The organism is Enterobacter sp. Acro-832 (assembly GCF_011752745.1).
Lineage (GTDB): Bacteria > Pseudomonadota > Gammaproteobacteria > Enterobacterales > Enterobacteriaceae > Enterobacter > Enterobacter quasiroggenkampii.
The window spans coordinates 956,126-980,352 of the sequence record NZ_VWWX01000002.1; the positions used below are offsets into that span (position 1 = coordinate 956,126).

22 protein-coding genes are annotated in these 24,227 nt (G+C 53.2%); 12 read left to right on the forward strand and 10 right to left on the reverse strand.

What is annotated here, in order from left to right; all coding sequences use genetic code 11:
* Window positions 1-47: 47 nt before the first annotated feature.
* The 5 genes from F3J31_RS11070 to F3J31_RS11090 all read left to right on the forward strand — a co-directional run bounded on the left by F3J31_RS11070 (window position 48) and on the right by F3J31_RS11090 (window position 5,858).
* Complete coding sequence (locus F3J31_RS11070) at window positions 48-374, forward strand: YnfA family protein (RefSeq protein WP_021241222.1); 327 nt, start codon at window positions 48-50, stop codon at window positions 372-374.
* Between the two features lie 111 nt (window positions 375-485).
* Window positions 486-1,700, forward strand: coding sequence for a D-mannonate dehydratase ManD (gene manD / locus F3J31_RS11075; protein WP_023292552.1), 1,215 nt, complete (start codon window positions 486-488; stop codon window positions 1,698-1,700).
* Window positions 1,701-1,714: 14 nt separating this feature from the next.
* A complete protein-coding gene (locus F3J31_RS11080; RefSeq protein ID WP_167213079.1) occupies window positions 1,715-2,734 on the forward strand; it encodes a Zn-dependent oxidoreductase in 1,020 nt (339 codons plus the stop codon).
* 73 nt (window positions 2,735-2,807) lie between these two features.
* Window positions 2,808-4,175 carry an MFS transporter gene (locus F3J31_RS11085; protein ID WP_045910620.1) on the forward strand — a complete coding sequence of 456 codons (1,368 nt, stop codon included), beginning with the start codon at window positions 2,808-2,810 and terminating at the stop codon, window positions 4,173-4,175.
* 219 nt (window positions 4,176-4,394) lie between these two features.
* Complete coding sequence (locus F3J31_RS11090; protein WP_167213081.1) at window positions 4,395-5,858, forward strand: mannitol dehydrogenase family protein; 1,464 nt, start codon at window positions 4,395-4,397, stop codon at window positions 5,856-5,858.
* Between the two features lie 43 nt (window positions 5,859-5,901).
* Here the strand turns inward: F3J31_RS11090 and ydfZ are convergent, their stop codons facing one another.
* Window positions 5,902-6,105, reverse strand: coding sequence for a putative selenium delivery protein YdfZ (gene ydfZ, locus F3J31_RS11095; RefSeq protein WP_014883679.1), 204 nt, complete (start codon window positions 6,103-6,105; stop codon window positions 5,902-5,904).
* Between the two features lie 287 nt (window positions 6,106-6,392).
* On the opposite strand from ydfZ, the gene F3J31_RS11100 reads away from it, so the two are divergent.
* A complete protein-coding gene (locus F3J31_RS11100; protein WP_024909093.1) occupies window positions 6,393-6,824 on the forward strand; it encodes a universal stress protein in 432 nt (143 codons plus the stop codon).
* A gap of 35 nt (window positions 6,825-6,859) precedes the next feature.
* Here the strand turns inward: F3J31_RS11100 and F3J31_RS11105 are convergent, their stop codons facing one another.
* A complete protein-coding gene (locus F3J31_RS11105) occupies window positions 6,860-7,546 on the reverse strand; it encodes a GntR family transcriptional regulator (RefSeq protein WP_008502405.1) in 687 nt (228 codons plus the stop codon).
* A gap of 91 nt (window positions 7,547-7,637) precedes the next feature.
* Window positions 7,638-8,384 (reverse strand): bifunctional NADP-dependent 3-hydroxy acid dehydrogenase/3-hydroxypropionate dehydrogenase YdfG, encoded by a 747-nt coding sequence (ydfG, locus tag F3J31_RS11110; RefSeq protein WP_023292548.1) that lies wholly within the window; start codon window positions 8,382-8,384, stop codon window positions 7,638-7,640.
* Between the two features lie 142 nt (window positions 8,385-8,526).
* Here ydfG and dcp point away from each other — a divergent pair, with 142 nt between their 5' ends.
* A complete protein-coding gene (dcp, locus tag F3J31_RS11115; RefSeq protein WP_167213083.1) occupies window positions 8,527-10,560 on the forward strand; it encodes a peptidyl-dipeptidase Dcp in 2,034 nt (677 codons plus the stop codon).
* A 65-nt stretch (window positions 10,561-10,625) separates the two neighbouring features.
* On the opposite strand, the gene F3J31_RS11120 is transcribed toward dcp, so the two are convergent.
* From F3J31_RS11120 to F3J31_RS11135, 4 genes are all read right to left on the reverse strand, one after another.
* Window positions 10,626-11,114, reverse strand: a complete 489-nt coding sequence (locus tag F3J31_RS11120; protein WP_167213085.1) for a LuxR C-terminal-related transcriptional regulator — start codon at window positions 11,112-11,114, stop codon at window positions 10,626-10,628.
* A gap of 93 nt (window positions 11,115-11,207) precedes the next feature.
* Entirely contained in the window at window positions 11,208-14,864 is a 3,657-nt protein-coding gene (locus F3J31_RS11125; protein WP_167213087.1) for an autotransporter outer membrane beta-barrel domain-containing protein, read from the reverse strand.
* An 11-nt stretch (window positions 14,865-14,875) separates the two neighbouring features.
* Window positions 14,876-16,045, reverse strand: coding sequence for an autotransporter strand-loop-strand O-heptosyltransferase (locus tag F3J31_RS11130; protein WP_167213089.1), 1,170 nt, complete (start codon window positions 16,043-16,045; stop codon window positions 14,876-14,878).
* 123 nt (window positions 16,046-16,168) lie between these two features.
* Window positions 16,169-16,966: an EAL domain-containing protein gene (locus F3J31_RS11135; protein ID WP_167213091.1), complete on the reverse strand. Its 798-nt coding sequence runs from the start codon at window positions 16,964-16,966 to the stop codon at window positions 16,169-16,171.
* Between the two features lie 349 nt (window positions 16,967-17,315).
* Between F3J31_RS11135 and F3J31_RS11140 the strand changes: the two genes are divergently transcribed.
* Both F3J31_RS11140 and F3J31_RS11145 read left to right on the forward strand, forming a co-directional pair.
* Window positions 17,316-18,125 carry a winged helix-turn-helix domain-containing protein gene (locus F3J31_RS11140; protein ID WP_167213093.1) on the forward strand — a complete coding sequence of 270 codons (810 nt, stop codon included), beginning with the start codon at window positions 17,316-17,318 and terminating at the stop codon, window positions 18,123-18,125.
* A complete protein-coding gene (locus tag F3J31_RS11145; RefSeq protein WP_063621522.1) occupies window positions 18,109-18,594 on the forward strand; it encodes a hypothetical protein in 486 nt (161 codons plus the stop codon). Before F3J31_RS11140 ends, F3J31_RS11145 begins: the two co-directional genes overlap by 17 nt.
* A gap of 102 nt (window positions 18,595-18,696) precedes the next feature.
* On the opposite strand, the gene uspF is transcribed toward F3J31_RS11145, so the two are convergent.
* Both uspF and F3J31_RS11155 read right to left on the reverse strand, forming a co-directional pair.
* Window positions 18,697-19,131 (reverse strand): universal stress protein UspF, encoded by a 435-nt coding sequence (gene uspF, locus F3J31_RS11150; protein ID WP_048222978.1) that lies wholly within the window; start codon window positions 19,129-19,131, stop codon window positions 18,697-18,699.
* A gap of 254 nt (window positions 19,132-19,385) precedes the next feature.
* Window positions 19,386-20,078 (reverse strand): MgtC family protein, encoded by a 693-nt coding sequence (locus F3J31_RS11155; protein ID WP_167213095.1) that lies wholly within the window; start codon window positions 20,076-20,078, stop codon window positions 19,386-19,388.
* Window positions 20,079-20,513: 435 nt separating this feature from the next.
* Between F3J31_RS11155 and F3J31_RS11160 the strand changes: the two genes are divergently transcribed.
* On the forward strand, window positions 20,514-21,719 hold the full coding sequence (locus F3J31_RS11160; protein ID WP_167213097.1) for an MFS transporter: 1,206 nt from the start codon (window positions 20,514-20,516) through the stop codon (window positions 21,717-21,719).
* A gap of 18 nt (window positions 21,720-21,737) precedes the next feature.
* Here the strand turns inward: F3J31_RS11160 and F3J31_RS11165 are convergent, their stop codons facing one another.
* Entirely contained in the window at window positions 21,738-22,727 is a 990-nt protein-coding gene (locus tag F3J31_RS11165) for a 2-hydroxyacid dehydrogenase (protein ID WP_028013015.1), read from the reverse strand.
* Window positions 22,728-23,049: 322 nt separating this feature from the next.
* On the opposite strand from F3J31_RS11165, the gene F3J31_RS11170 reads away from it, so the two are divergent.
* Together F3J31_RS11170 and F3J31_RS11175 are read left to right on the forward strand one after the other, a co-directional pair.
* Window positions 23,050-23,805 (forward strand): DUF4225 domain-containing protein, encoded by a 756-nt coding sequence (locus F3J31_RS11170; RefSeq protein ID WP_048030655.1) that lies wholly within the window; start codon window positions 23,050-23,052, stop codon window positions 23,803-23,805.
* A gap of 2 nt (window positions 23,806-23,807) precedes the next feature.
* Window positions 23,808-24,131 carry a hypothetical protein gene (locus tag F3J31_RS11175; protein ID WP_048030654.1) on the forward strand — a complete coding sequence of 108 codons (324 nt, stop codon included), beginning with the start codon at window positions 23,808-23,810 and terminating at the stop codon, window positions 24,129-24,131.
* The last annotated feature ends 96 nt before the right edge of the window (window positions 24,132-24,227 follow it).

Genomic DNA, 24,227 nt, shown 5'->3' on the forward strand with positions numbered 1-24,227 from the left:
GCATCATCAGGTATGATGGTTAAATAAATCCTCACCTGACGTGAAATATGCTTAAAACGACGCTGCTTTTTTTTGCCACCGCGCTATGCGAAATCATCGGTTGCTTCCTGCCCTGGCTCTGGTTGAAGAAGGGCGGATCCGTACTGTTGCTCATCCCGGCAAGCGTCGCGCTGGCCCTGTTTGTCTGGCTATTAACGCTGCATCCGGCGGCCAGTGGGCGCGTTTACGCGGCTTACGGTGGCGTCTATGTCTGCACGGCGCTGCTGTGGTTACGCGTAGTGGACGGCGTCAAACTCAGCGCATACGACTGGGCCGGGGCGCTGATTGCCCTGTGCGGTATGTTGATTATTGTGGCGGGATGGGGGCGCGCGTGAGCCCCCGGGTTTTGTGATCGTTAGCTGATTTTATGATTATTATACTTGTATGGTAGTAGGGTTGGTGGGTAAATTTCCAGCATCACAACGAACGATGTAAGGAAAGGAATTATGAAGATTGTCGCGGCTGACGTGTTTGTTACCTGCCCGGGGCGGAACTTTGTCACCCTTAAAATCACCACCGATGAGGGGATTGTCGGTCTCGGTGACGCTACGCTAAACGGACGCGAGCTCTCCGTGGCCTCTTACCTGAAGGATCACCTTTGCCCCCAGCTGATTGGCCGCGATGCGCACCGCATCGAAGACATCTGGCAGTTCTTTTATAAAGGCGCCTACTGGCGTCGTGGTCCGGTTACCATGTCGGCCATCTCCGCCGTGGATATGGCGCTGTGGGATATCAAAGCCAAAGCGGCCAACATGCCGCTCTACCAGCTGTTGGGCGGCGCCTCCCGGGAAGGGGTGATGGTCTACTGCCATACTACCGGCCACACCATTGACGACGTGCTGGAAGATTACGCCCGTCATAAAGAGATGGGCTTCAAGGCGATCCGCGTGCAGTGCGGCGTGCCGGGCATGAAAACCACCTACGGCATGGCCAAAGGGAAGGGGCTGGCCTATGAGCCTGCGACCAAAGGCGACTGGCCGGAAGAGCAGCTCTGGTCCACCGAAAAATACCTCGATTTCACGCCGAAGCTGTTCGACGCGGTGCGCAGTAAATTCGGCTTCAATGAGCACCTCCTGCACGACATGCACCACCGCCTGACGCCAATTGAAGCGGCGCGCTTCGGCAAGAGCATCGAAGCATTCCGCATGTTCTGGATGGAGGATCCAACGCCTGCGGAAAACCAGGCCTGCTTCCGCCTGATCCGCCAGCACACCGTCACCCCCATTGCGGTAGGCGAAGTGTTTAATAGCATCTGGGACTGCAAGCAGCTTATCGAAGAGCAGCTTATCGACTATATCCGCACCACCATTACCCACGCGGGCGGCATTACCGGGATGCGTCGCATCGCCGACTTCGCCTCGCTCTATCAGGTGCGTACCGGTTCACACGGTCCGTCGGATCTGTCGCCCGTTTGCCATGCCGCCGCGCTGCATTTCGACCTGTGGGTACCGAACTTTGGCGTGCAGGAATACATGGGCTACTCCGAACAGATGCTGGAGGTCTTCCCGCACAGCTGGCGCTTTGATAACGGCTATATGCATCCGGGCGACAAGCCGGGGCTGGGCATTGAGTTTGATGAAAAGCTGGCGGCGAAATACCCCTACGATCCGGCCTATCTGCCGGTGGCCCGCCTGGAAGACGGCACGCTGTGGAACTGGTAAGCGAGGAGCAAACGATGAAAAGCGTAGTGATTCAGCAGCCAAACCAACTGGTGATTGAAGAGCGGCCACGCCCGGAACCAGGCGCAGGCGAAGTCCGCGTGAAAATCACGCTGGCAGGTATCTGCGGGTCGGACAGCCACATCTATCGCGGGCATAACCCGTTTGCGAAATACCCACGCACGATCGGCCACGAGTTCTTTGGCGTGATTGACGCCACAGGCGAAGGGGTTGACGCTGCCCGCCTGGGCCAGCGCGTCGCGGTTGACCCGGTGATCAGTTGCGGACACTGCTACCCGTGCTCCGTGGGAAAACCGAACGTCTGCACCTCGCTGGTCGTGCTGGGGGTGCACCGTGATGGCGGCTTCAGTGAATATGCGGCAGTGCCTGCTCAAAATGCCTGGGCCATTCCGGATGACATTCCCGATCGACACGCCGTCATGGTTGAGCCCTTTACCATCGCCGCCAACGTAACGGGGCAGGTGAAACCGACGGAACAGGACGTCGCGCTGATTTACGGCGCTGGCCCGATGGGACTGGTCACCGTGCAGGCGCTGAAAGGCGTCTATAAGGTGAAGCAGGTTATCGTGGTTGACCGCATAGACGAGCGCCTGGCGATGGCGCGGCGCAGCGGCGCGGATTGGGTCTTTAATAACGGCGAGCAGTCGCTGCAGGCCGCGCTGGAGGAAAAAGGCATCAAACCGACGTTAATCATTGATGCCGCCTGCCACCCATCTATTTTGCAGGAAGCGATAACCCTGGCCTCGCCGGCGGCGCGCATCGTGCTGATGGGCTTTTCCAGCGAGCCGAGCCAGATTGTTCAGCAGGGCATTACCGGCAAAGAGCTGGCGATCTTCTCCTCGCGCCTCAATGCCAACAAATTCCCGGTCGTCATCGACTGGCTTAAGAGGGGGCTGATCGACCCGGAAAAACTGATCACCCATACTTTTGACTATCACCACGTAACAGACGCCATCGAACTGTTTGAGAAAGACCAGCGGCAGTGCTGCAAAGTCTTGCTCACGTTCGGCCAATAATCATTTACGCGATTAAGAGCCTGCGCAGACAGGCTCTATGTGGTTCGCATCTTACCTTTCAGAGATAGCCATCATGACACAAGTACAACCGCAACGATCCACTGCCGATCTGGTGAAAGCCGCCGTTTCCGGCTGGCTTGGCACCGCTCTGGAGTTCATGGACTTTCAGCTTTACTCGCTGGGGGCCGCCCTGGTCTTCCATGAAATCTTCTTTCCCGAACAGTCTGCCGCGATGGCGCTGATCCTGGCGATGGGGACCTACGGCGCAGGCTATATTGCGCGCATCGTCGGGGCCTTTATCTTTGGCAGAATGGGCGACAGCATTGGCCGTAAGAAGGTGCTGTTTATCACCATCACTATGATGGGGATCTGCACCACGCTGATTGGCGTCCTGCCGACCTACGCGCAGATCGGGATTTTTGCCCCGGTTCTGCTGGTGACGCTGCGCATCATTCAGGGTCTGGGCGCCGGGGCTGAGATCTCCGGGGCGGGGACCATGCTGGCGGAGTACGCGCCGAAAGGAAAACGCGGCATCATCTCCTCGCTGGTGGCGATGGGCACGAACTGCGGGACGCTCAGCGCCACGGCGATCTGGGCCATCATGTTCTTTGCCCTTGACCGTGAACAGCTGCTCGCCTGGGGCTGGCGCGTGCCGTTCCTCGCCAGCGTCGTGGTGATGATCTTTGCCATCTGGCTGCGTATGAATCTCAAGGAGAGCCCGGTCTTTGAGAAAGTGAACGATGCACAAACCGTGCAACCGGACACGTCGCTCGGTTCCATGGTGAAAAGCAAATCCTTCTGGCTGGCGACCGGCCTGCGTTTCGGCCAGGCGGGCAACTCGGGGCTGATCCAGACCTTCCTTGCGGGCTATCTGGTCCAGACGCTGCTGTTCGATAAGGCCATCCCTACCGATGCGCTGATGATCAGCTCCATTCTCGGGTTTATCTCCATCCCGCTGCTGGGCTGGCTTTCCGATAAAGTGGGGCGCCGTCTGCCGTACATTATTCTCAATATCTCCGCCATTCTGCTCGCGTACCCGATGCTGTCGATCATCGTCGATAAGAGCTATGCGCCGGGGACGATCATGCTCTCTATCATCGTTATCCATAACTTCGCCGTTCTGGGGCTGTTCGCGCTGGAAAATATCACCATGGCGGAGATGTTTGGCTCGCGAAATCGCTTTACGCGTATGGCCATCTCCAAAGAGGCGGGCGGTCTGGTGGCGGTGGGCTTTGGTCCGGTGCTGGCAGGGATTTTCTGCAATATGACCGGTTCCTGGTGGCCGATTGTTGCCATGCTGGTGGCCTATTCCGTGATTGGACTGGTCTCGGCGATCCTGATGCCGGAAGTGCGCGATCGTGATTTGAGCGCGGCGCATGACGCAGCTGAGTCTGCGCCAAAAGAGACGGTCGGTTACGGCGCTGTCTCCTCGCGACGCTAGTGGTTTATAGCTTGCGTGACTTATCACACAACTTTGTTTTTATGTCACACCACATGACCAAAAGTTAATATAAATCAAAATCTCAAACGGCAGTATCAGTATGGTTGATGGCAGTAATTTTTTACCCCAACTGCCATTCTAGTTGGTGTAGTCAGCAGGCGCTGCCGCTTCAGAAAGAGCGGCAGCGATCCACAGCTTTCTAATTAACGAGTCTTAATCATGGAAAATACCTTATTACAGGCCAATGCGACGCTGCCTCAGTACGATCGCGACAGCCTTAAAGCTCGCATCGTTCATTTAGGCTTTGGCGCATTTCACCGGGCGCATCAGGCAGTGTATGCCGATATTCTCGCCGCTGAGCACGGCAGCGACTGGGGCTACTGTGAGGTTAACCTGATTGGTGGTGAGCAGCAGATTGCCGATCTGAACGCGCAGGATAACCTCTATACCGTGGCGGAAATGTCTGCCGATGCGTGGACCTCCCGCGTGGTGGGTGTGGTCAAAAAAGCCCTTCATGCGCAGGTTGACGGGCTGGAGACGGTGCTGGCGGCGATGTGTGACCCGCAGGTTGCGATTGTCTCTCTGACCATCACCGAGAAAGGGTACTGCCACTCGCCGGCGACCGGGCAACTGATGCTCGATCATCCGTTTATCGTCGCCGACCTGCAAAACCCGCACCAGCCAAAATCTGCGCCGGGTGTCGTCGTGGAAGCGCTGGCGCGTCGCAAAGCGGCGGGTCTGCCGGCGTTTAGCGTGATGTCCTGCGACAACATGCCGGAGAACGGTCACGTGATGCGCAATGTCACCTGCGCGTACGCCCGTGCGGTAGACGGTGAGCTGGCGGACTGGATCGAATCCCACGTCACCTTCCCGTCAACCATGGTGGATCGCATCGTGCCTGCGGTCACCCCCGACACGCTGGATAAAATTGAACGGCTGACCGGCGTGCGCGATCCGGCGGCGGTGGCCTGTGAACCGTTCCGCCAGTGGGTGATCGAAGATAACTTTGTGGCAGGGCGTCCTGCGTGGGAAAAAGCCGGGGCCGAACTGGTGTCGGACGTGATCCCGTTTGAAGAGATGAAGCTGCGCATGCTAAACGGCAGCCACTCATTTCTGGCCTACCTGGGCTATCTGGCGGGCTACCAGCATATCAACGAGTGTATGGAAGATGAAAACTACCGCGTCGCCGCACACGCGCTGATGCTCAACGAGCAGGCGCCTACGCTTAAGGTCAAAGGCGTCGATTTAGGACGCTATGCCGATCTCCTGATTGCCCGCTACAGCAACCCGGCCCTGCGCCATCGGACCTGGCAAATTGCGATGGACGGCAGCCAGAAGCTTCCGCAGCGCATGCTGGATTCCGTGCGCTGGCACCTGGTGCATCAGAAGCCTTTCCCGCTGCTGGCACTGGGCGTGGCAGGGTGGATGCGCTATGTCGGCGGCGTGGACGAGCAGGGTAATGCGATTGACGTGAGCGATCCGCAGCTGGCAGTGATTCAGGCGGCGGTTAAAGGCAGTGCGGAAGGGGAAAGCCGGGTCAAGGCGCTGCTCGGCATCGAGGCCATCTTCGGCAAGGAATTACCACGTGAAGCCGTCTTTGTTGATGCGGTGATGAAGGCGTACCAGACGCTGCTGCAAAAGGGTGCGAAAGCGACCGTTGCACAGTACGTGTCTCAACGGTAATTCAGCACATGCCGCCGTTCGCGGCGGCATGTCTGCGCACCGTTTAGTGCATACCCAGGCGAATCAGCTCAATCGGTTCGAACTTACCTTCGCATCCTTCCACTTCAACCGTTTTGCTGCGGCGCACCTGCGCGGCATCCAGCCCGTCGCTGTGGATCGCTTTAATCACGCCAGTTTTGCCCGTGCCGCTAATCATGACGCGGCTGCCGGTGGTGATTGCATTGCGGTTACGGTCGTATGTCATCATGGTATTTTCTCCTCTCTAACCTGTTCGTTACGGCGTTATTTCAGGGTTGCCGTTCACGGAGCATATAAATACGCCTGTCTGCATCACATGTTTTTGTTTTTGATCAAACTCACACTTTTTTCTTTATTGTGCCGGGCGCTGACGGTTCACGACAGCAATTGACAAAGCAGACCGTTATTTTCATTTATTGATAGTTTCAGCAGGGAAGCGTTGAGGGTTGGTTTATATTCCCGGTGCCATTCTGGGTACAGGAAATAACCCTTTCATCGGAATAAGGAGTCAGGCTTATGTATAAGAAGATTTTGATGCCTGTTGATGTGTTTGAAATGGATTTGAGCGACAAAGCGGTTCGCCACGCGGCAAACCTTGCGAAGGCAGAGGGCGCCTCGATTACCCTGGTCAATATTCTGCCGGCCAGCAGCCGATCCCTGCTGCGCGGATTTAATGCCGATATTAAAAAGTTCGAAGAGTATATGACCGAGGAATCCGGTAAGAAAATGAACGCGTTAAAAAGACTGTTCGATATCTCGCCGGAGAAAATTGACAGCCTGGTGCGCTTTGGCAACGTCCGCGATGAAATTATCAGGCTGAGCAAGGAGGGGGAATATGACGTGATTGTCATTGGGTCGAAAAATCCGGGCATCACCACCCATCTGCTGGGATCAAATGCGGAATCTATCCTGCGCTACGCCACAATTCCGGTGTTAGTCGTTCGCTAAACCTATCGCCGCGTCCGAAAGGGGGCGGCGTAATATTACTCTTCGCTAAACCACTCGCTATTTTCCTGACGAATCAGCTGCACGGATTCGCTAATTTCCTGCAGATGCAGCGTCATCGCTTTTTCCACGCCGTCCGGGTCACGTTTTTCAAGCGCGCTGAAAATATCGTGATGCTGTCGGAGCAGCATTTCCGGCGGGGAGACGTGATCGAGACTCATATAACGCACGCGGTCGATGGTGGCCTTGATGTTTTCGATGGTGTCCCAGGCCAGCTGGCAATCCGCAATCTGCGCCAGTTTCTGGTGGAATTCATCATCAAGCTGGAAGAAATCATTCAGCTGCTTGCGGTCAATCGCAATCCGCTGCTGATGCAGGTTTTGCTCCAGAAGGTAACACTGCTTGTCATTGATGAGCGTTGCGGCACGGCGCGCCACCGCGCATTCAATGGCCTGGCGAACAAAACAGCCGTTGCGCACCTGAGAGAGGGAGATTTTGTTCACGTAGCTGCCGCGCTGCGGGCGGATCTGAATCAGACCGTTTTCCGCAAGCTTAATAAACGCTTCACGCACCGGCTGACGGGAAACGTCAAAACGCACTGACACCTCTTTTTCAGAAAGCGGCGTTCCCGGTGGGATCAGGCAATGGACAATATCACGTCGCAAAATGCGATAGATTTGCTGGTTTACGGGCTGGGTGGGATTGAGTTGCGATTCAGCGGCCATGAGTTGTCATTTCTCAGAGAGTTAGCCTGAACATACTACCATTCTTTTATAACCCGAAACAGACCCGGCCCGCAGGCCGGGAAGGGCAGCGTTAGCCACGATGGACGCTAAGTCCGGCAAAACTCTGGCTGACCGGCATCATTTCTACGGTATTGATGTTGACGTGTTTTGGCAGCGTCGCCACCCACCAGACCGTTTCGGTGACATCTTCCGGCGTCAGGGCGTTGGCGTTTTCATAGGTTTTGTCTGCTTTCGCGTCATCGCCTTTGAAACGCACGTTGGAAAACTCGGTGCCGCCCACCAGGCCCGGCTCGATGTCGGTGACGCGAATGGCGGTGCCGTGCAGATCGGTCCGCAGGTTAAGGCTGAACTGGCGCACAAACGCTTTTGTCGCCCCGTAGACGTTACCGCCTGCATAGGGCCAGCTTCCGGCGGTGGAGCCGATATTGATAATGTGGCCACGATTGCGCTCGACCATGCCCGGCAGCACCGCGCGGGTCATATAGACCAGCCCTTTGTTGTTGGTGTCGATCATGTTTTCCCAGTCTTCCACGCTGGCTTTGTGGGCTGGCTCCATGCCCAGCGCCAGACCGGCATTGTTGACCAGCACGTCGATGGCGCGCCATTCTGCTGGCAGATTCGCAATCATCTCTTCGATCGCCGCGCGGTTACGCACGTCCAGCTGCGCGGTCAGAATGCTGTCGCCTAGTTCGTCCTTCAGCTCCTGCAGACGTTCCTGACGGCGGCCGGTCGCGATAACCTTGTGCCCGTTGGCGACGAAGCGACGCGTGATGCTTTCACCAAAACCAGCCGTTGCCCCGGTAACTAAAATAATCATCTCACTGTTCCTCAACGCTTTTTGTGTTGTACTAACATAGCACGGCCGCAGAGGGTGCGTTAAGGCAACATTTGTATGACAGCGTTGCAGGGGATGGCGGCCTGGCCTACTCTGGGAGGATACCCGTACTCAGGAGCGAAAGATGACGGCCACGAATCCCTTTTTTAACATCAGCCTGTTGCCTTACCAGGCCCCCCATTTTGATGAGATCAACGACAGCCACTATCGTCCGGCCTTCGATGAAGCCCTTCGCCAGAAGCGGGCGGACATTGACGCGATTGTCACTCAGGCCGCTGCGCCTGACTTTGCTAACACCGTGCTGGCGCTGGAGAAAAGCGGCGCTTTGCTCGCGCGCGTCAGCAGCGTGTTCTTCGCCATGACTTCCGCGCACACCAATCCGTATTTACAGCAGCTGGAGGAACAGTTCTCCACCGAGCTTGCCGCGCTGGCAAACGATATCTGGCTGAATGACGTGCTGTTTGCCCGCGTGGAGAGCGTCTGGCAGGACCGTGCCGCGCTGGACGCCGAATCCCGTCGTCTGGTCGAAGAGACGTATCAGCGGTTTATTCTGGCCGGCGCGCGTCTGAATGAGACAGAAAAGGCCGAGCTGAAGGCGTTGAATACCGATGCGGCCTCCCTGACCAGCCAGTTTAACCAGCGTCTGCTGGCTGCCGATAAAACGGGTGGGCTGGTGGTGGATTATGCGCACCAGCTTGACGGGCTCAGCGCCGGTGAGATTGCTGATGCGGCGCAGGCTGCCGCGGAGCGAGGGCTAAACGATCGCTGGCTGATCCCGCTTTTGAACACCACCCAGCAGCCCGCGCTTTCCGCGCTGCGCAATCGTCAGACGCGCGAAAACCTCTTCAACGCAGGCTGGTCGCGTACCCAGAAAGGGGATGAAAACGACACCCGCGCGCTGATCCTGCGTCTGACGGCGCTACGTGCGCGACAGGCCCGTCTGCTGGGCTTTGAGGATTACGCCAGCTGGAGCATCGCCGATCAGATGGCGAAAACCCCGGCCGCCGCGCTGGAATTTATGCGCGGCATTGTGCCTGCCGCCCGCGCCCGCGCGGAACGCGAGCAGGCCGACATTCAGAACGTTATCGACGATGAGCAGGGCGGTTTCACCGTGCAGGCCTGGGACTGGGCCTTTTATGCGGAGCGCGTGCGCCAGGCAAAATATGCCCTCGATGAGTCGCAGATCAGGCCCTACTTTGCGCTCAATACCGTGCTGCAGGATGGCGTATTCTGGGCAGCCAGCCAGCTGTTTGGCATTCGCTTCGTTGAACGCTTCGATATCCCGGTGTATCACCCGGACGTCCGCGTATGGGAAATTTTCGACCACACCGGTGAGGGCATGGCGCTGTTTTACGGTGACTTCTTTGCCCGTGATTCCAAACAGGGCGGGGCATGGATGGGGAATTTCGTCGAGCAATCCTTCGAGTTTGCTGCCCGTCCGGTGATCTACAACGTCTGTAACTATCAAAAACCGGCGAATGGCGGTGTCGCGCTTCTCTCCTGGGATGACGTGATAACCCTGTTCCACGAGTTTGGCCATACGCTGCACGGTCTCTTTGCCAGCCAGCGGTTCGCCACGCTTTCCGGCACCAATACGCCGCGTGATTTTGTTGAGTTCCCGTCGCAAATCAACGAGCACTGGGCCAGCCATCCACAGGTGTTTACCCATTATGCGCGCCATTACGAAACCGGTGAGCCGATGCCGGACGCGCTGCGGGAAAGCATGCTCAACGCGACCCATTTCAACAAGGGTTATGACATGACCGAACTGCTGGCTGCCGCGCTGCTGGACATGAACTGGCACGGCATCGGCGAGGCCGTTTCGAGCGTGGAGGATTTTGAAGCGGCTGCGTTGAAAAAAGAGGGGCTGGATCTGCCTGCCGTGCCGCCGCGCTACCGCAGCAGCTATTTTGCCCATATCTTCGGCGGCGGCTACGCGGCGGGGTATTACGCCTACCTGTGGACGCAGATGCTCGCTGACGATGGCTACCAGTGGTTTGTTGAGCACGGCGGCCTGACCCGTGAAAACGGGCAGACATTCCGCGAGGCGATTTTGTCCCGTGGTAACAGCATGGATTTAGCTGAACTGTATCGCAACTGGCGCGGGCACGATCCAAAGATTGAGCCGATGCTGGATAATCGCGGGCTGAGCGCGTAAAACCGCCGTTAGCAAATAACAGAACCGGGCTTCGCGCCCGGTTTTTATTGTTTTTCCCGCAATGACTATTCGAATTCAGAATGAATAAATTGCCTGACCTGAAGTATCGAATTCAGGTTAAGTTTTTGCCCAATATTATTGGTGTAGGTATAGACAGTCTTGGGGGACAGGTAAATTTTTCTTGCAGCAGCAACCGTGTCATCAGTATCCAACAGGGCGAAAAGTGTCTTTTTCTCCTGTTCTGAAAGCATGCTCAGACTCCTGCAGCGCGCGATGTGGTTCAACGCATATTCTGATGAATACGTCCGACCGCCCGTAAGCTGCTTTCGAAAGTCCATAAAGCACGATTTCCTGTAGATTGTCACAAGCGGTTCGAGAACTCTTGAACTGACATCCTTGCCACCGATGAAGATCATTTCATGCTTTTCAGTGAGTTTCTTTCTTTTCAGAAGGTTGAAAATGGCACCCAGGCTTCGGAATGATTCAATATCTACGACGCAAACCTTTCTGCTGGGGGACGCTTGCTGAAGGATGACAGACAGCGCTTTATTCAAAAAAACATCTTTCGTCAAAATTATGTGAGGCATAAACATAACCAAAACATCTCAGAACAATGTGAAAAGGGGCCCTAAGGCCCCTGTGGAACATCAGAATCCGATACGGACACCTGCCACACCCTGGATCGGTGTTTCGATTTGGCTGCCCTGACGATAATTAGCCTCACCGTACAAGGTTACGTCTTTACCAACGTTGACCGATGCACCCAGACCGTACTTGCCTGACGTGCCTTTGACGTTGTTATCAAAGCGATTGCGCTCATTGATCGTGACGTCGTTTGAGTTAGCAAACTCTTGCACCACCGCAGCTGACAGATAAGGTTTGAACTCAGTCGAACCCAGACTGAACTTACCGGAAAGCTTCGCACCGGCTTCACCCGTAACAGAACGTGGAGTGCCCGTGTTGCCTTTCATGCCGTTACTGAGTTTCACATCCTCACTGGTCATCTGAACAAACGCCAGGCGTCCATAAGGCGTGATGCTTACGTCATCTTTGAGATCGAACTGATAGCCGCCTTCGACTGCTGTGCTAAGCGCGTATTGTTTCCAGTCACCACCGGTTCTACCGCCATTGGTCATGACCGCTCTCAGTTTGTTGTTAAGACGGTTACCTTTCACAACACCATCAGCGTAGAACCCGCTGGCGTCAAACCACGTGGCATACAGGCCAAGACCATAGCTGTCGATTTTGCTTGTACCACCGCGGGCATGTTTCACTTTGTTATCGCTAAAGGACATGAACGCACCGGTGACAAGGTTGCCGCGCGCAAAGTCATTCCGGGTGTCAGCGCCGATCTCCATACCGTTCTGATTGAGTTGATAAGCAGCGCCATTGCTGGTATCAATGTTGTTTTTGCTTCCAAGGTAGTGACCCCAGACGTTGCTTTCCGGTCCGGTTTTATCCAGAGTAGCGCGATACGTGCGCAGTCCATCTAGCTCGGAATGGACGACGTTCAGACCTGCATTGGACATGGCCAGAATGGCATCAGTTGCAGGTGTGGTCATTGGCTTCTTACCGCCATTTCCGTTACCTCCTGCGTTGCCGTTGTCACCACCGCCCGGATTTTCGCCGCCCGGATTTTCGCCGCCAGGGTTCTCGCCGCCCGGATTTTCGCCGCCAGGGTTCTCGCCGCCCGGATTTTCGCCGCCCGGATTTTCGCCGCCCGGATTTTCGCCGCCAGGGTTTTCACCGCCCGGATTTTCGCCGCCAGGGTTCTCGCCGCCCGGATTTTCGCCGCCAGGGTTCTCACCGCCCGGGTTTTCACCGCCCGGGTTCTCACCGCCACTCCCCATGGCACCCAGATACCATACGTTACCGCCGGTGAGGCCGTCCTTATCCTGCTGGCTGTACAGGGTGTACATATACGTGCCGCCATCCACGAATCGGGTGCTTCGCCCGGATGCCGTGACCATTTCAAAATCAATGTCACCGCCTTTTTCATGGATGAGGTTCAGCGTCAGGTCAGTGTGGTCTGATATCTCCTTACCGGAGTCAGCCACAGCAATACCAAACTGGCCTGTGCCCTGTTCGATAGTGACGAAGTTGCCTTTACGGTCTGCGAGAGAGGTGTTCAGGAGGAAGTTCCCGGTGCCGCTCAGCTCCGTAATCGTCAGCTTCGCGAATTCACCGTCGCTGTTGCGCAGGAAGTTGACGTTGCCGCCGACCATGGTGAGCTTACCAACCTGAGCCGTGTCCGGGCCGGATATGGCATCGGAAAGGTCGTTAACAGAAAGGGTACCTCCCTGGATGTTTACGTCCGTTGCGAGAGAGCCGGCATTCATCAGCAGTTCCCCACCGACGTTTACTCTGGTTTCGCCGTCAGCCACTGCTCCGGCCCACAGCCACGACTGGCCGCCATCAATAGTGGTATCAGTGATTGTGCCGAAGACCTTCTGTTGGCCATCACTTTTGATGGTAGTAGAGGTGGCTTTGCCACCAGCGGAGACATACTGAGCACCGCCGCTGCTGATTATGGTCTGATTAGCCTCACCTGTGACCTCCTGCTCACCACCACTTTTTATCGTAGTATAGGTGGCCAGGCCGCCAGCATGGACGTACTGACTGCCACCATTGTTGATGGTTGTAGAGGTGGTAGTGCCGAAGACGCGCTGCAGACCATTACTGTTGATGGTAGTAAAAATGGCTGCACCGCCACTTCCTAAGGTCTGCAAGCTCCCACTATTGATGCCGACACTGGTGACCGTTCCGCCCTCCCAGATAATCTGTGAGCCACCATTCATTGTGACATCTGAAGCACTACCGCCACTGCTGACGTACTGAACACCACCGCTGTTGATTATTGTAGAGGTAGCCGTACCGCCATTGGAGACATACTGATAACCATCACCGTTAATTATCGTAGAGGTGACTAAACCGCCATCAATGAATTGAACACCACCGCTGTTGATAGTAGTGGCGGTGGCAGTGCCACCCGTGGAGATATACTGCTGACCCTCCGTCATGATGGTGGTGAAGGTTGCTGAACCGCCACTGGAAACATACTGTCGACCACTACTGTTGATGGTGCTGGAGGTGGCCAGGCCACCACTAGAAATTAGCTGAAAACCACCGCTGTTAAGGGTGGTGTCAGTGGCCAGACCACTACTGTATACGTGCTGCTCTCCGGCACTGTTGATGGTGGTGGAGATGGCAGAGCCACCACTGGAAATATACTGTTGACCACCGCTGTTGATGGTTGTGGTGGTTGCTGCGCCGCCAGCAGTGAGTCGCTGTTCGCCACCTCTGTTGATGGTCGTAGAGGTGGCTGTTCCTCCATCGGAGATACGCTGCGTGCCGCCGTTAATAATAGTGGTGGTTGCCGTGCCGGAGACGAACTGTACACCTCCGTTGATAGTGGTGGAGATGGCCTTACCGAAGACATCCTGTTCACCGTCGTTGATAGTGGTTAAAGTGGCCTCACCATAGACGTTCTGAAAACCACCATCTATGGTCGTGGCGGTCGCCGATCCGCCTGCGCTGATGAACTGTATTCCCATTGAATTGATGGTAGTAGAGGTTGCCGAGCCAAGTCCGTCTACGTTTTGTCGACCGCTATTTATGATTGTTTCGAAGGCCGTGCCGCCAATGAGGACGTTCTGAACGCCAGCACTATTGATGGTAGTAGAGGTTGCCGAACCACCACTGGAGACATACTGATAACCACCACTATTTATAGTCGTAGAGGTTGCTGAGCCGCCACTGGAGACGTGCTGATTACCCCCGCTGAGGGTAGTAATGGTGGCAGTACCGCCATTAAAGATGGTCTGCGTGCCACGGTTGTTGATGATAGTCGAATAGGACCAGCCTCCATCATAGACGTTCTGGTTGCCGCTGTTGTTGATGGTGGTGACATTGGCCATGCCGCCGCTAGAGACGCGCTGAGAGCCGCCGCTGTTGATGATGGTGGCAGTCGAAAAACCGCCACTGGAGACGAGCTGAGAGCCACCAGTGTTGATGGTAGTGGCAGAGGTATAACCGCCACTGGTGATGAACTGACTACCACCGCTGTTAATGGTGGTAGAGTTGGCCGTATCGCCTGCATGAATACCCTGTATACCCGTTACCGTCTCACCTACATAATTCGCAGCCATGACCGATCCGGAAGGCAGTAATATGGCCCCCAGCAGCAGCGCCAGTGCGCTTTTCTTCGGCGTCAACTTCGGACGACCGGACCCGGTCGCAAGTTCAGAAGTTACCACCCACTGCTGGCGCGACTCGCACCAGACCGTGGTATATATCTTGTTCATATTTACGTCCTTTACTTAACAACTAATCCTGAATGCAGACGGTCCACCATGCCGATAACCTGACGACCGGTTATCAGACTTGTGCACTCGTACTGTCGGGGGGTGTTCTTGTGATGCGGACACCACAAAAAATCCACGTGGTCAAAATCAACGGACGTGTCATCCCAGCAGCCGTTACAGCCATGGCTGCTGAACACCCTCCAGGGGGTGTAAAATTCACTGTTGGGAAGACTGAATCCGCTGATTAACACCACCGGGATACCGGATGCCCAGGCAAGCCATGACAGCCCGCTGCCCAGGCCAATAAAGAAGCTCGCATGCTTTAACAGGTCCACCCGCTCCTGGAGCGGGATATCGCCTGTAAAGTCTTCGGCGCCATGCGGAATGTGGTTCCAGATAAAGCCCTGGCCGTAATGCGCCTGGCGATCAATGCAAAGCACCCGGTATCCCAGAGATTTAAGGTGGGCGACGACCTCAGCCCAGCCATGGCCGTTGTTCCAGTACTTCGCCTGGTTGGTGGACTGCGCGGCGATACAGACGTACGGCTCCGCAATTTTCCGCTCCGCATCCAGCTTCAGGCGGGGAGGGCACTCACGCGGATCCACCCCGAGGATGTAGCCGGCATTGCGGTGGAAACCGACCTTCCTGAAATCGATGGGCTGATGAGTGGTGTCGCCCTTAAAGAAAAGGCCGATATACCAGGACGCGTAGGGATTTTCCGTCTGGAGAGCGTCCTTTGTGGAGAATGTGATCTCTGGGTACTGCACGCTAAGCAGTTCGATGATTTCCTGCCCCATGACGCACTCAAGCTGACAGCGGTGCAGTTGGCGAAAACGCTCTGCGTAATGGAACCAGCCAAGTATGTCGCCAAGCGTCCCCGTCGGGAAAAAGATGACGACGGGCTTGTCCTTCATATCCAGCGTTTCATCCAGGACCGGGCTCATCGATCCCTGGTGGAATACCTGAATGCGGAAGCGGACGTAATATTTTTTATTACTGGTTACCCAGCCGCCTTCTGAATCACAGCTGAAAAGAATATTACCGCTGTCGTCGTCCATTAAAATAACGTGCCATTTTCCTTCCGGAAGCAAAACGCGCGCGCCATAGTTAAAGTCATAAAGAATTCCGTCCGGTCCTGTCCAGGACGGAAGCTCTGGAGGGTTTGGGAAGTTAGCTGACATATATAATTTGTCCTTGGTGGCAATTTTAAATTTGTAATGATCAGGTGGAATGCACTACTGTTATTTAAGTAGTGCTTTTTCATAATTGATTGCGAATTGCTGTGTTTACGCTTTTGAAAAGTGTTATATGTGCGAGCAAAACTCGCGCATGCTTACAGGTTTTGAAAATAGATAACCTTGAAAAATACTCACTCCTTTATCTTTCAAAAGAGATAGTTGTTCTTTATCTTCTATACCTTCAGCAATAACATGAATTTGCAATCGCTCTGCGAGAGCTACAATGGAATCAATTACCGCGGAATAGATTAATGATCCATTGCTTGCAATTGTGAGGCATTTATCAATCTTGAGTGTTGAGAAACCTGCATGTTCAATGTATTTGAGACATGAACTTCCGCTGCCGAAATCATCAATCGCAAATCGCACACCTGACTCAGTAAGTTGCTGCATAGCCTCGAGTGCAAAGTCGTCCAGGTTCATTGTTCCACGTTCGACAATTTCCAGTGTGACAGCAATGCGTCCGTCGAACACTTTCTTAAAGTCCGTAACTGCTTCAATAACTCTTGAAGAGTTCAACTGTCTCGCACAGATGTTGAAGGAGAGATAAAAATCATCAGGTAGCGTTCCTTCGTAGTCTTCAAAAAATGTTTTAACATCAGACATCAGGCTGCATGTGACATCATTAATCACCTCGCATGATTCCATTGCAGAGAGGTATTTTTCGGGAGAGTGGTAAATCCCATCTTTAAGAACTCTAAGTAATACTTCTCCGCCTACAATTTCATCGCCCTTACATACCGGCTGGATGAAGGGAACAAATTCAGCGCCGGTCAGTTCCGCTGATAAGATTTTTTCTCTAATCAATGTACGGGCTTTGATGAAGAAACGTTCTGCCTTAATGAGCATTTTGGTGCTTATCATAATGTCGCTCCTTATCTACTGGATTCGCTACCCGGGGTACCACTTCTTTCTTCTTTCCCCGAACTGTGAATGGCGGTAGGTAGGATGGCTGCACCTGAAGAATAAGAACCTGCTCATTCACTTCTGCGAGAAATCCTATCAACTAAAAATGGTGTGTAGATACATGTATTGCTAATTTATCAAAATACAAATTTATGTTCTGTTTGATGTTGCATTTACAAGTAATAAGTCTGATGAAGACGTTGTCACGTCTGGCTGTGCTAAGATGCGAGAAAGAAGTTAATGGGTTTTCGCAGGTTGGATAAACGTGAGGATCCATTCAATTACCATCATGGATAAGGAGTCAGAGATGGTTTTTGTGATTGATAATAGGGTTTTTTATCGCTCTGAAGATGGTGCCATATGGCCATCCGGAGACGAGGGCTCTACTGTCATTCTGACCCTGACAATGAAGAGGCTATTAACATGCCTTCTCGAAAAGCATGGTCAAGTCCTGACACGGAATGAACTCCTGGATAATGTCTGGGATGCTCATGGCTTGCGCTCATCGAATCACACATTAAATAAATACATTTCAGAACTGAGAAAACATTTCGTCCAGTTAGGTATTACCAATGAATGTATTACCACAGTGCCTCGGGTCGGCTTTATGTTTAACAGCGATATTGACGTCAGGGATATCACTGAATCTTCGATTGCTGATGGACGACTCAAAGAAATTGAGAAGTCGGAGGTAATAACTCTAGTCCACCGTACGGCGTTAGTGAGTAAGTACAGGGCTCTTAATTATACGCTGGCACTGATTGTGCTTTTAATCAGCGCTACGTTAGTTGTGCCAGGTCTCGTAACTCCGTCGAAAGACTTAATGGAAATAAAACAGATTAACCCCCATTTCTTGTTTAACTACGACACCTGTCCTGTCTATACAATCCAGAGTAACTCTGCATCCCTGTCAGAGCAAAAAAAAGAACTTTTTTTAGAACTGGCTAACTCAAGTCATATTCAGTGTCTGGAAGGCACATCTTTTCTCTATCAGGTTTCAGAGTCCTATCTGTACGGCAATAAGGGGAGGGCGTTTATCAGTCGATGCACGCAAAAAAATAATAATTACATCTCCTGTCTGAATAACTACTGGAGTGGTTATGAACGCAATCAATAAGAAAACAGGGATCCCTGCCGTAATTTTACTCCTCATCCTGGCGTTTTCGGTCTGGTTCTATGTTCACATGCGTCATAAACAGAGTGCGTTAAGTGTTAACTGTTCCACAATTTTACGTTATAACCACTATGAACCTGATTTCATCGCTACGCTGGAGTTTGTTTTCCGTTTAGATAAAAACCACGAGGGTCAGGCTGTCCTGTCGGGAAATATCCAGTCAGACAAAGGCGTTCATGTCATCTCACGTACAATTCTCTTTAGCTATGAGGTGAACAGACCCGGTGAGATTGCCCTTACAGATACGCGCTACGTTAAAAATCTACGTGATACAGCTGATGATGACAGTTTTAAAAGCAGCTTCTTTTATGTTCCCGAGGGAACCGTTCGCCAGCTGAAGATTGAACCTGCAGGTAATGGCTGGCTGATTGGCAATCTGCAGTCGCCATTTGCGCTTTGCGTGAACAGGTAAGGCAGGTCAGGCATTGTGAACCTGCTCACATTCCTGAGTAGCTATCTGTCAGGAGCGGCTCATGGTGTTGGCTTAAAAAACCGGGCGTTACGCCCGGTTTTTTTATCTTACCACCAGCACAGGGCATTTCGCATGCCGAACCACTGCCGCAGCGTTTGAGCCCAACAGATAGGTCGAGATGTCCGGCTTATGGGAGGCAATGATGATCAGGTCGGCACCGATCGTATCTGCGAGCTTAAGGATCTGATCCTTCGGAGACCCCGTCACGGCATGCGTCTGTATCTTGTCTGAAGGAATTTTGAATTGCTTAACTATTTCATCCAGTTTTGCTAGGGCCGCGTGCTGAAATTCTTTCATCTTCGGCATTTCTACGGGGTAGGCCAAACCTAATGATGAATAATAGGGAAGCGAAGGAATAACGGTAAGAAAGTGGACTTTGGCCGTGTTAAGTGCGGTATGTGCCTGAACGAAAGGGATAACCATGTGCGTCAGGCTATCCTCGGAGATATCAATGGGAACCAAAATTGAATTGTACATGTGTCCCTCCTGAGTGTTTTTTGCACAACTCAGGGTAAACCGTTATTTCCAGCAAAACAGAGAGCAGGTTGTCATAACGGGGACAAATTTCGGTTCTGTGATATTCGTCCGGTCGAACCTGCCTCTGAATTCGTCAAAGTAGTGTGACAAAAAACGTCTTTTGAACGGGACATCCTGGGATTCATCGGCCCACGTCACTGCCCATTTCTGCAAAACAGCAAAGCCTCAACCGGGCGCAATGCCCGGTATCGTATTCATATTGCGTGACAGCTTACGGAAGCCATAATTTTATTCCCGCCAATATTACCCATAATTAGCTCGAGTAATTTCCGGTATTCCTCACGGGTCATCACCTCGGCCCGTATTTCGGTTTTACCTTCTACTTGCGCCGTATCGCAATAAATGGCTTTCAGGCTTAACGTCAACTCTTTCGCCATGTTGACAATATTCTGCCGCACCGCATCTTCATGCTCGTCATTACAGGTGATTTTCAGGACATAGCATTTTTCGCCTTCATGGAGCGCGGGCAGTTGATTAATCCGCTGCGCAGCTTCGCGAAGCAGAATGTTGGCGCACAGAATAATCACGCTGGCCATACCGGCATTCCAGAATTGACCTAATCCGCATAGCACGCCAATTCCGGCCGAACACCACAGCGTTGCGGCGGTATTGAGACCCCGGATATTCATTCCCTCACGCATAATAACGCCTGCGCCAAGAAAACCTATGCCGGAGACGATCTGCGCTGCGATGCGCCCCGGGCTATCGGGTGAGGTCGAGAGGGAACTTAAAATAAACACGGCCGCGCCCGTCGCAACCAGTGCATTGGTACGAAGCCCCGCCATACGCTGGCGCCATTGTCTTTCCGCGCCGATAATTGCGCCCAGCAGCATCGCTGCGAGCAGATGAGAGATATAAGGGAACATCAGCCTGTCGCCTGTTAACATGATTAAACGATAAGCGTCAGCGCTTCACAAAGCACAGTATGACGCCATTAAAACGCAAAGCATGTCAGCGCGAGGGCGGTGGAAAGAGTGAATGATGAAACATGAACATCGCGATGCCCCAAAAATTTGGTCGTTCTTAATGTATTGGGATGCAATCACGTCAAGAGGATTGCTGCCCACCCTTAAGGTAAGCAGCGAGAAAATCGCGTCAGCTTACCTTCGTATCGACGATAAAATAACTTTCCAACGAAGGACTCCTGTGAAAATTTATTGCCAGTATAGTCAGGGCCGATTATGAGTAAAGTGAAAAAACATCGTCCGTTATGAATTGTTTAAGTTCGGAAGGCATGTTTTTTAAGACGTCATCTGATTTTCAAAAATACCCGGTATACTACATTTTCTTTTTCTCAGGCGATAACAGGCAAGGCAGGAAGTATGTCTCTTCGTTCGCTGCGGGCGCTATGCCTGACAAGTTTTTTCATTGCAGATGTCCGCGATGGCCTGGGCCCTTTTCTCGGTATTTTTCTGACCGAACGCCACTGGACCCCTGATGATATTGGCATTCTGATGACGGCCGGCGGGCTGGCGGGGTTACTGGCCACGCTGCCGGCGGGGTTCATCACCGACACCTCCCGCAACAAGCGTGCTGTACTCGCGCTGCTGTGCACTCTGATCACACTAAGCACGCTTCTGCTCTGGTTTAGCCAGCAGAGCGGCGTTGTCGCCGTGTCGCAAATCGTCACCGGTATCTGTGCGGCATTTGTCGGGCCGTTGATCGCCGGGATTACGCTGGGGTTGACCGGGCAGAGCGGCTTCAGCGCGCAGATGGGCAGAAACGAGGCGTTCAATCACGGCGGAAATTTTGTCACCGCGCTGATTGCGGGCGGCATTGCGTGGTACAGGGGCGTGGGCGGGATTTTCCTGCTGATGACCAGCACCACGCTGCTAACGCTGTGTGCGCTACTTGCCATTCGCAACAGCGATATCGATAACGACGCGGCGCGCGGGCTGTCCTCTTCAGCGAGCCTGCCGGTCCCCGGTTTTGCCGTGCTGATGAAAAACCGGGCGCTGTTTGTGACCGGACTGACGCTGCTGCTGTTCCACCTGGCGAACGCCGCGCTGCTGCCGATGCTGAGCATGAGGGTTGCTGCGGCACCTGCCGCGATCAACCCCGGTTTGTATGCGGCCGGTACCGTCATCATCTCTCAGGCCGTGATGATCCCCGTCGCTATCTGGGCCTCGCGCCGGATCGAACACTATGGCTACTGGCGCTTGATTATGCTGGCGCTGCTGGTTATGCCGGTGCGCGCGGCGCTGGCGGCATCCACGGACGCGCCGTTAATGATGATCCCGGTACAAATTCTCGACGGCCTGGCCGCAGGGATCCTGGGAGTCGTCGTACCGTCGTTTATTGTGGTGCTGCTGCGTGGAAGCGGGCACGTCAATGCCGGGCAGAGTGTGGTGATGTTGATGCAGGGAGTAGGGGCATCCATGAGCCCGGCGTTAACCGGGACGATCGCCGGACATTACTCGTTTGCGACGGCATTCAGTGTCCTGAGCGCCATTGCCCTGGCTGCCGTCCTGCTCTGGTGGCGCGTTGCGCACCGGAGTTGGGAAACAAACGCGCCGGGTGAGGCTTAACCCCACCCGGCGTAGCACTTAAGCCAGCTCGTTAGGGCACGGCTCACCCTTTTCTAACTGCTGAAGGTTGCCCAGCGTGGTTTCCGAAATGCTGATCAGCGCTTCGGCAGTCAGAAACGCCTGATGTCCGGTAAACAGCACGTTATGGCAGGCAGAGAGGCGACGGAACACGTCGTCCTGGATGACATCATTAGACTTGTCTTCAAAGAACAGGTCGCGTTCGTTCTCGTAGACGTCCATCCCCAGCGCGCCAATTTTCTGGGTCTTCAGCGCTTCGATAGCGGCCTGGGAGTCAACCAGCCCGCCGCGGCTGGTGTTGATGATCATCACGCCATCTTTCATCTGGTCAAACGCCGCCTGGTTAAGGAGGTGGTAGTTTTCCGGCGTCAGCGGGCAGTGCAGGGAGATCACGTCGGACTGCGAGAACAGCGTTGGCAGGTCGACGTACTCCACGCCCAGATCCAGCGCTGCGGCGCTTGGGTACGGATCGAATGCCAGCAGACGCATGCCGAAGCCTTTCAGGATGCGCAGGGCAGCCACGCCAATTTTACCGGTCCCGATCACGCCAGCGGTTTTGCCGTACATGGTAAAGCCGGTCAGCCCTTCCAGCGAGAAGTTGGCGTCACGGGTGCGCTGATAAGCGCGGTGAATACGACGGTTGAGCGACATCATCATGCCAATCGCATGTTCCGCCACCGCTTCCGGGGAGTACGCCGGAACGCGCACCACCTTCAGACCCAGCTCTTTCGCCGCGTCGAGATCCACGTTGTTAAAGCCCGCGCAGCGCAGGGCGATGTACTTCACCCCCTGTTTTTTCAACTCTTCCAGCACCGGACGACTGCCATCATCGTTTACGAAAATGCAGACGCCTTCACAGCCGTGCGCCGTTTTAGCGGTTTTTTCGGACAGCAGAAAGTCGAAAAATTCAAGCTCAAACCCGTAAGCCTCGTTAACATGTTGCAGATACTTTTTATCGTACTGCTTTGTGCTGTATACCGCGAGTTTCATAAGACTTTCTCCAGTTATTTTGCATTCACGTTAGCATGATTAAAATTATCTTACAATTTCTAAAATATTATTGAATTCAATAAGTTCTATCAATTATTCTAGAGCATATGTCCACCCTAACTCCATGATATTCATATCTAACGCTTTCTTAAGGGGGGACACCAGAGACATGTCTGTTAGTTTTAATATTGGGGAGACTCAAGTGGTTTACCAATGCCTGAAAACGTGACCACGCGTAGTTATTGATATTGCGTAGCTCTTTGAATGTATTAACATCAAAGGTAGTATTATCGTTATTGTTTAAAAATGACAGGGAGACCGAATGTACAACCATAATCGGGGAAAAAGTCATTTCGAGGAGAAAGTCTCAGAGATTGAAAATCTTGCGCAGCGAATTGCCACAAAGCATTTGCTTTATGGTACCTCTGGCATGTTTTTTGAAACTCAACAACTAGTTGCTCGTTTGAGAAGGGAGATCGAATCGCATTGCTTGACTTGGTCAGGCGGGATTCAAGTTCTTGATGAACAGATACATCATCTTAAGGAACAAGATGACTTACTTACCTTCAATAAGGCTAAATTATTCATTGTTGTTGAAAAAAATCGGACAACAACGACGACGTTAGCGCTTAAACAGATCGGTTTCGTTGCCGGTGGGGCGCAAGTGTATGGGGGCGCTAGTTTATGCGTCGGTTCGCTGGGTCTTGCCTGTGCTGCCTATGGTGCACCTATGATTACTCATGGGCTAAACAACATGTATGAAAATGGATACTATCTTCTCTATCGTGAAGATCGGTCTGGCACGCTAAGAGATGCTTATCGCTACGCAGCAGCGAAGCTCGGCTATGGGAATAATGAAGCTGATATTGTCTATGGTGTAGTTGATATCTCTTTATCAGCCTATGGCGCGGGCAGAAAAGTTCTGGCTCCCAGAGAAAAATCCTGGAGTTTGTTTCGCAACATTGAATCTGATTATATCAGAGGATGGCAAGAGGCTTCTAAAACAGCGATGGCTCTGGATTTAACCAGTGGAAGCGTCACAGGCTGGCAGATGTACCAGATAGCTAAAGAGAATTAATTATGTCGGAACAGTTCGAGTTGTCATTAACCCCACCGATTCTACCTGCTGTGTGCTATTTTATTGTATCTATTGTCATTTTTTGCTTGTTGTACCTCGGAAAACTCAAGGTCAACAGGCTTCGTAAATATCCTCTGTTCATTGCCTATACGCTGTTTGTGATAGCCATTGCAGCCATCCAGATTAACGTTTTTGCCAACGGCTATGATTTTGTTCGCGGTTTTTTACATATCGATTTTGATCCCTGGCGGTACGACTCGGTGTACTGGGGGTCATTGATATTCGCAATGCTTTACCTGCTGGCAATGCCCAGGAACAGGTATTAATTACGCAGTTATTCCGGCTTCTTCGCCTGAAATTATGCGTAACCCACTGAATCTTAATTGTGTTCTTTAGGTTACGCATAGCAAAAAACTTACCTC

Bases quoted from the DNA above. Each gene is read 5' to 3' on its own strand.
- ydfG (WP_023292548.1), bottom strand. From the start codon at position 8,384: ATGATTATTTTAGTTACCGGGGCAACGGCTGGTTTTGGTGAAAGCATC.
- manD (WP_023292552.1), top strand. From the start codon at position 486: ATGAAGATTGTCGCGGCTGACGTGTTTGTTACCTGCCCGGGGCGGAAC.
- F3J31_RS11165 (WP_028013015.1), bottom strand. From the start codon at position 22,727: ATGAAACTCGCGGTATACAGCACAAAGCAGTACGATAAAAAGTATCTG.
- F3J31_RS11155 (WP_167213095.1), bottom strand. From the start codon at position 20,078: ATGTTAACAGGCGACAGGCTGATGTTCCCTTATATCTCTCATCTGCTC.
- F3J31_RS11125 (WP_167213087.1), bottom strand. From the start codon at position 14,864: ATGAACAAGATATATACCACGGTCTGGTGCGAGTCGCGCCAGCAGTGG.
- F3J31_RS11145 (WP_063621522.1), top strand. From the start codon at position 18,109: ATGAACGCAATCAATAAGAAAACAGGGATCCCTGCCGTAATTTTACTC.
- F3J31_RS11090 (WP_167213081.1), top strand. From the start codon at position 4,395: ATGGAAAATACCTTATTACAGGCCAATGCGACGCTGCCTCAGTACGAT.
- F3J31_RS11070 (WP_021241222.1), top strand. From the start codon at position 48: ATGCTTAAAACGACGCTGCTTTTTTTTGCCACCGCGCTATGCGAAATC.
- F3J31_RS11130 (WP_167213089.1), bottom strand. From the start codon at position 16,045: ATGTCAGCTAACTTCCCAAACCCTCCAGAGCTTCCGTCCTGGACAGGA.
- F3J31_RS11080 (WP_167213079.1), top strand. From the start codon at position 1,715: ATGAAAAGCGTAGTGATTCAGCAGCCAAACCAACTGGTGATTGAAGAG.
- F3J31_RS11170 (WP_048030655.1), top strand. From the start codon at position 23,050: ATGTACAACCATAATCGGGGAAAAAGTCATTTCGAGGAGAAAGTCTCA.
- dcp (WP_167213083.1), top strand. From the start codon at position 8,527: ATGACGGCCACGAATCCCTTTTTTAACATCAGCCTGTTGCCTTACCAG.
- F3J31_RS11105 (WP_008502405.1), bottom strand. From the start codon at position 7,546: ATGGCCGCTGAATCGCAACTCAATCCCACCCAGCCCGTAAACCAGCAA.
- ydfZ (WP_014883679.1), bottom strand. From the start codon at position 6,105: ATGATGACATACGACCGTAACCGCAATGCAATCACCACCGGCAGCCGC.
- F3J31_RS11175 (WP_048030654.1), top strand. From the start codon at position 23,808: ATGTCGGAACAGTTCGAGTTGTCATTAACCCCACCGATTCTACCTGCT.
- F3J31_RS11100 (WP_024909093.1), top strand. From the start codon at position 6,393: ATGTATAAGAAGATTTTGATGCCTGTTGATGTGTTTGAAATGGATTTG.
- F3J31_RS11140 (WP_167213093.1), top strand. From the start codon at position 17,316: ATGGTTTTTGTGATTGATAATAGGGTTTTTTATCGCTCTGAAGATGGT.
- F3J31_RS11160 (WP_167213097.1), top strand. From the start codon at position 20,514: ATGTCTCTTCGTTCGCTGCGGGCGCTATGCCTGACAAGTTTTTTCATT.
- uspF (WP_048222978.1), bottom strand. From the start codon at position 19,131: ATGTACAATTCAATTTTGGTTCCCATTGATATCTCCGAGGATAGCCTG.
- F3J31_RS11135 (WP_167213091.1), bottom strand. From the start codon at position 16,966: ATGATAAGCACCAAAATGCTCATTAAGGCAGAACGTTTCTTCATCAAA.
- F3J31_RS11085 (WP_045910620.1), top strand. From the start codon at position 2,808: ATGACACAAGTACAACCGCAACGATCCACTGCCGATCTGGTGAAAGCC.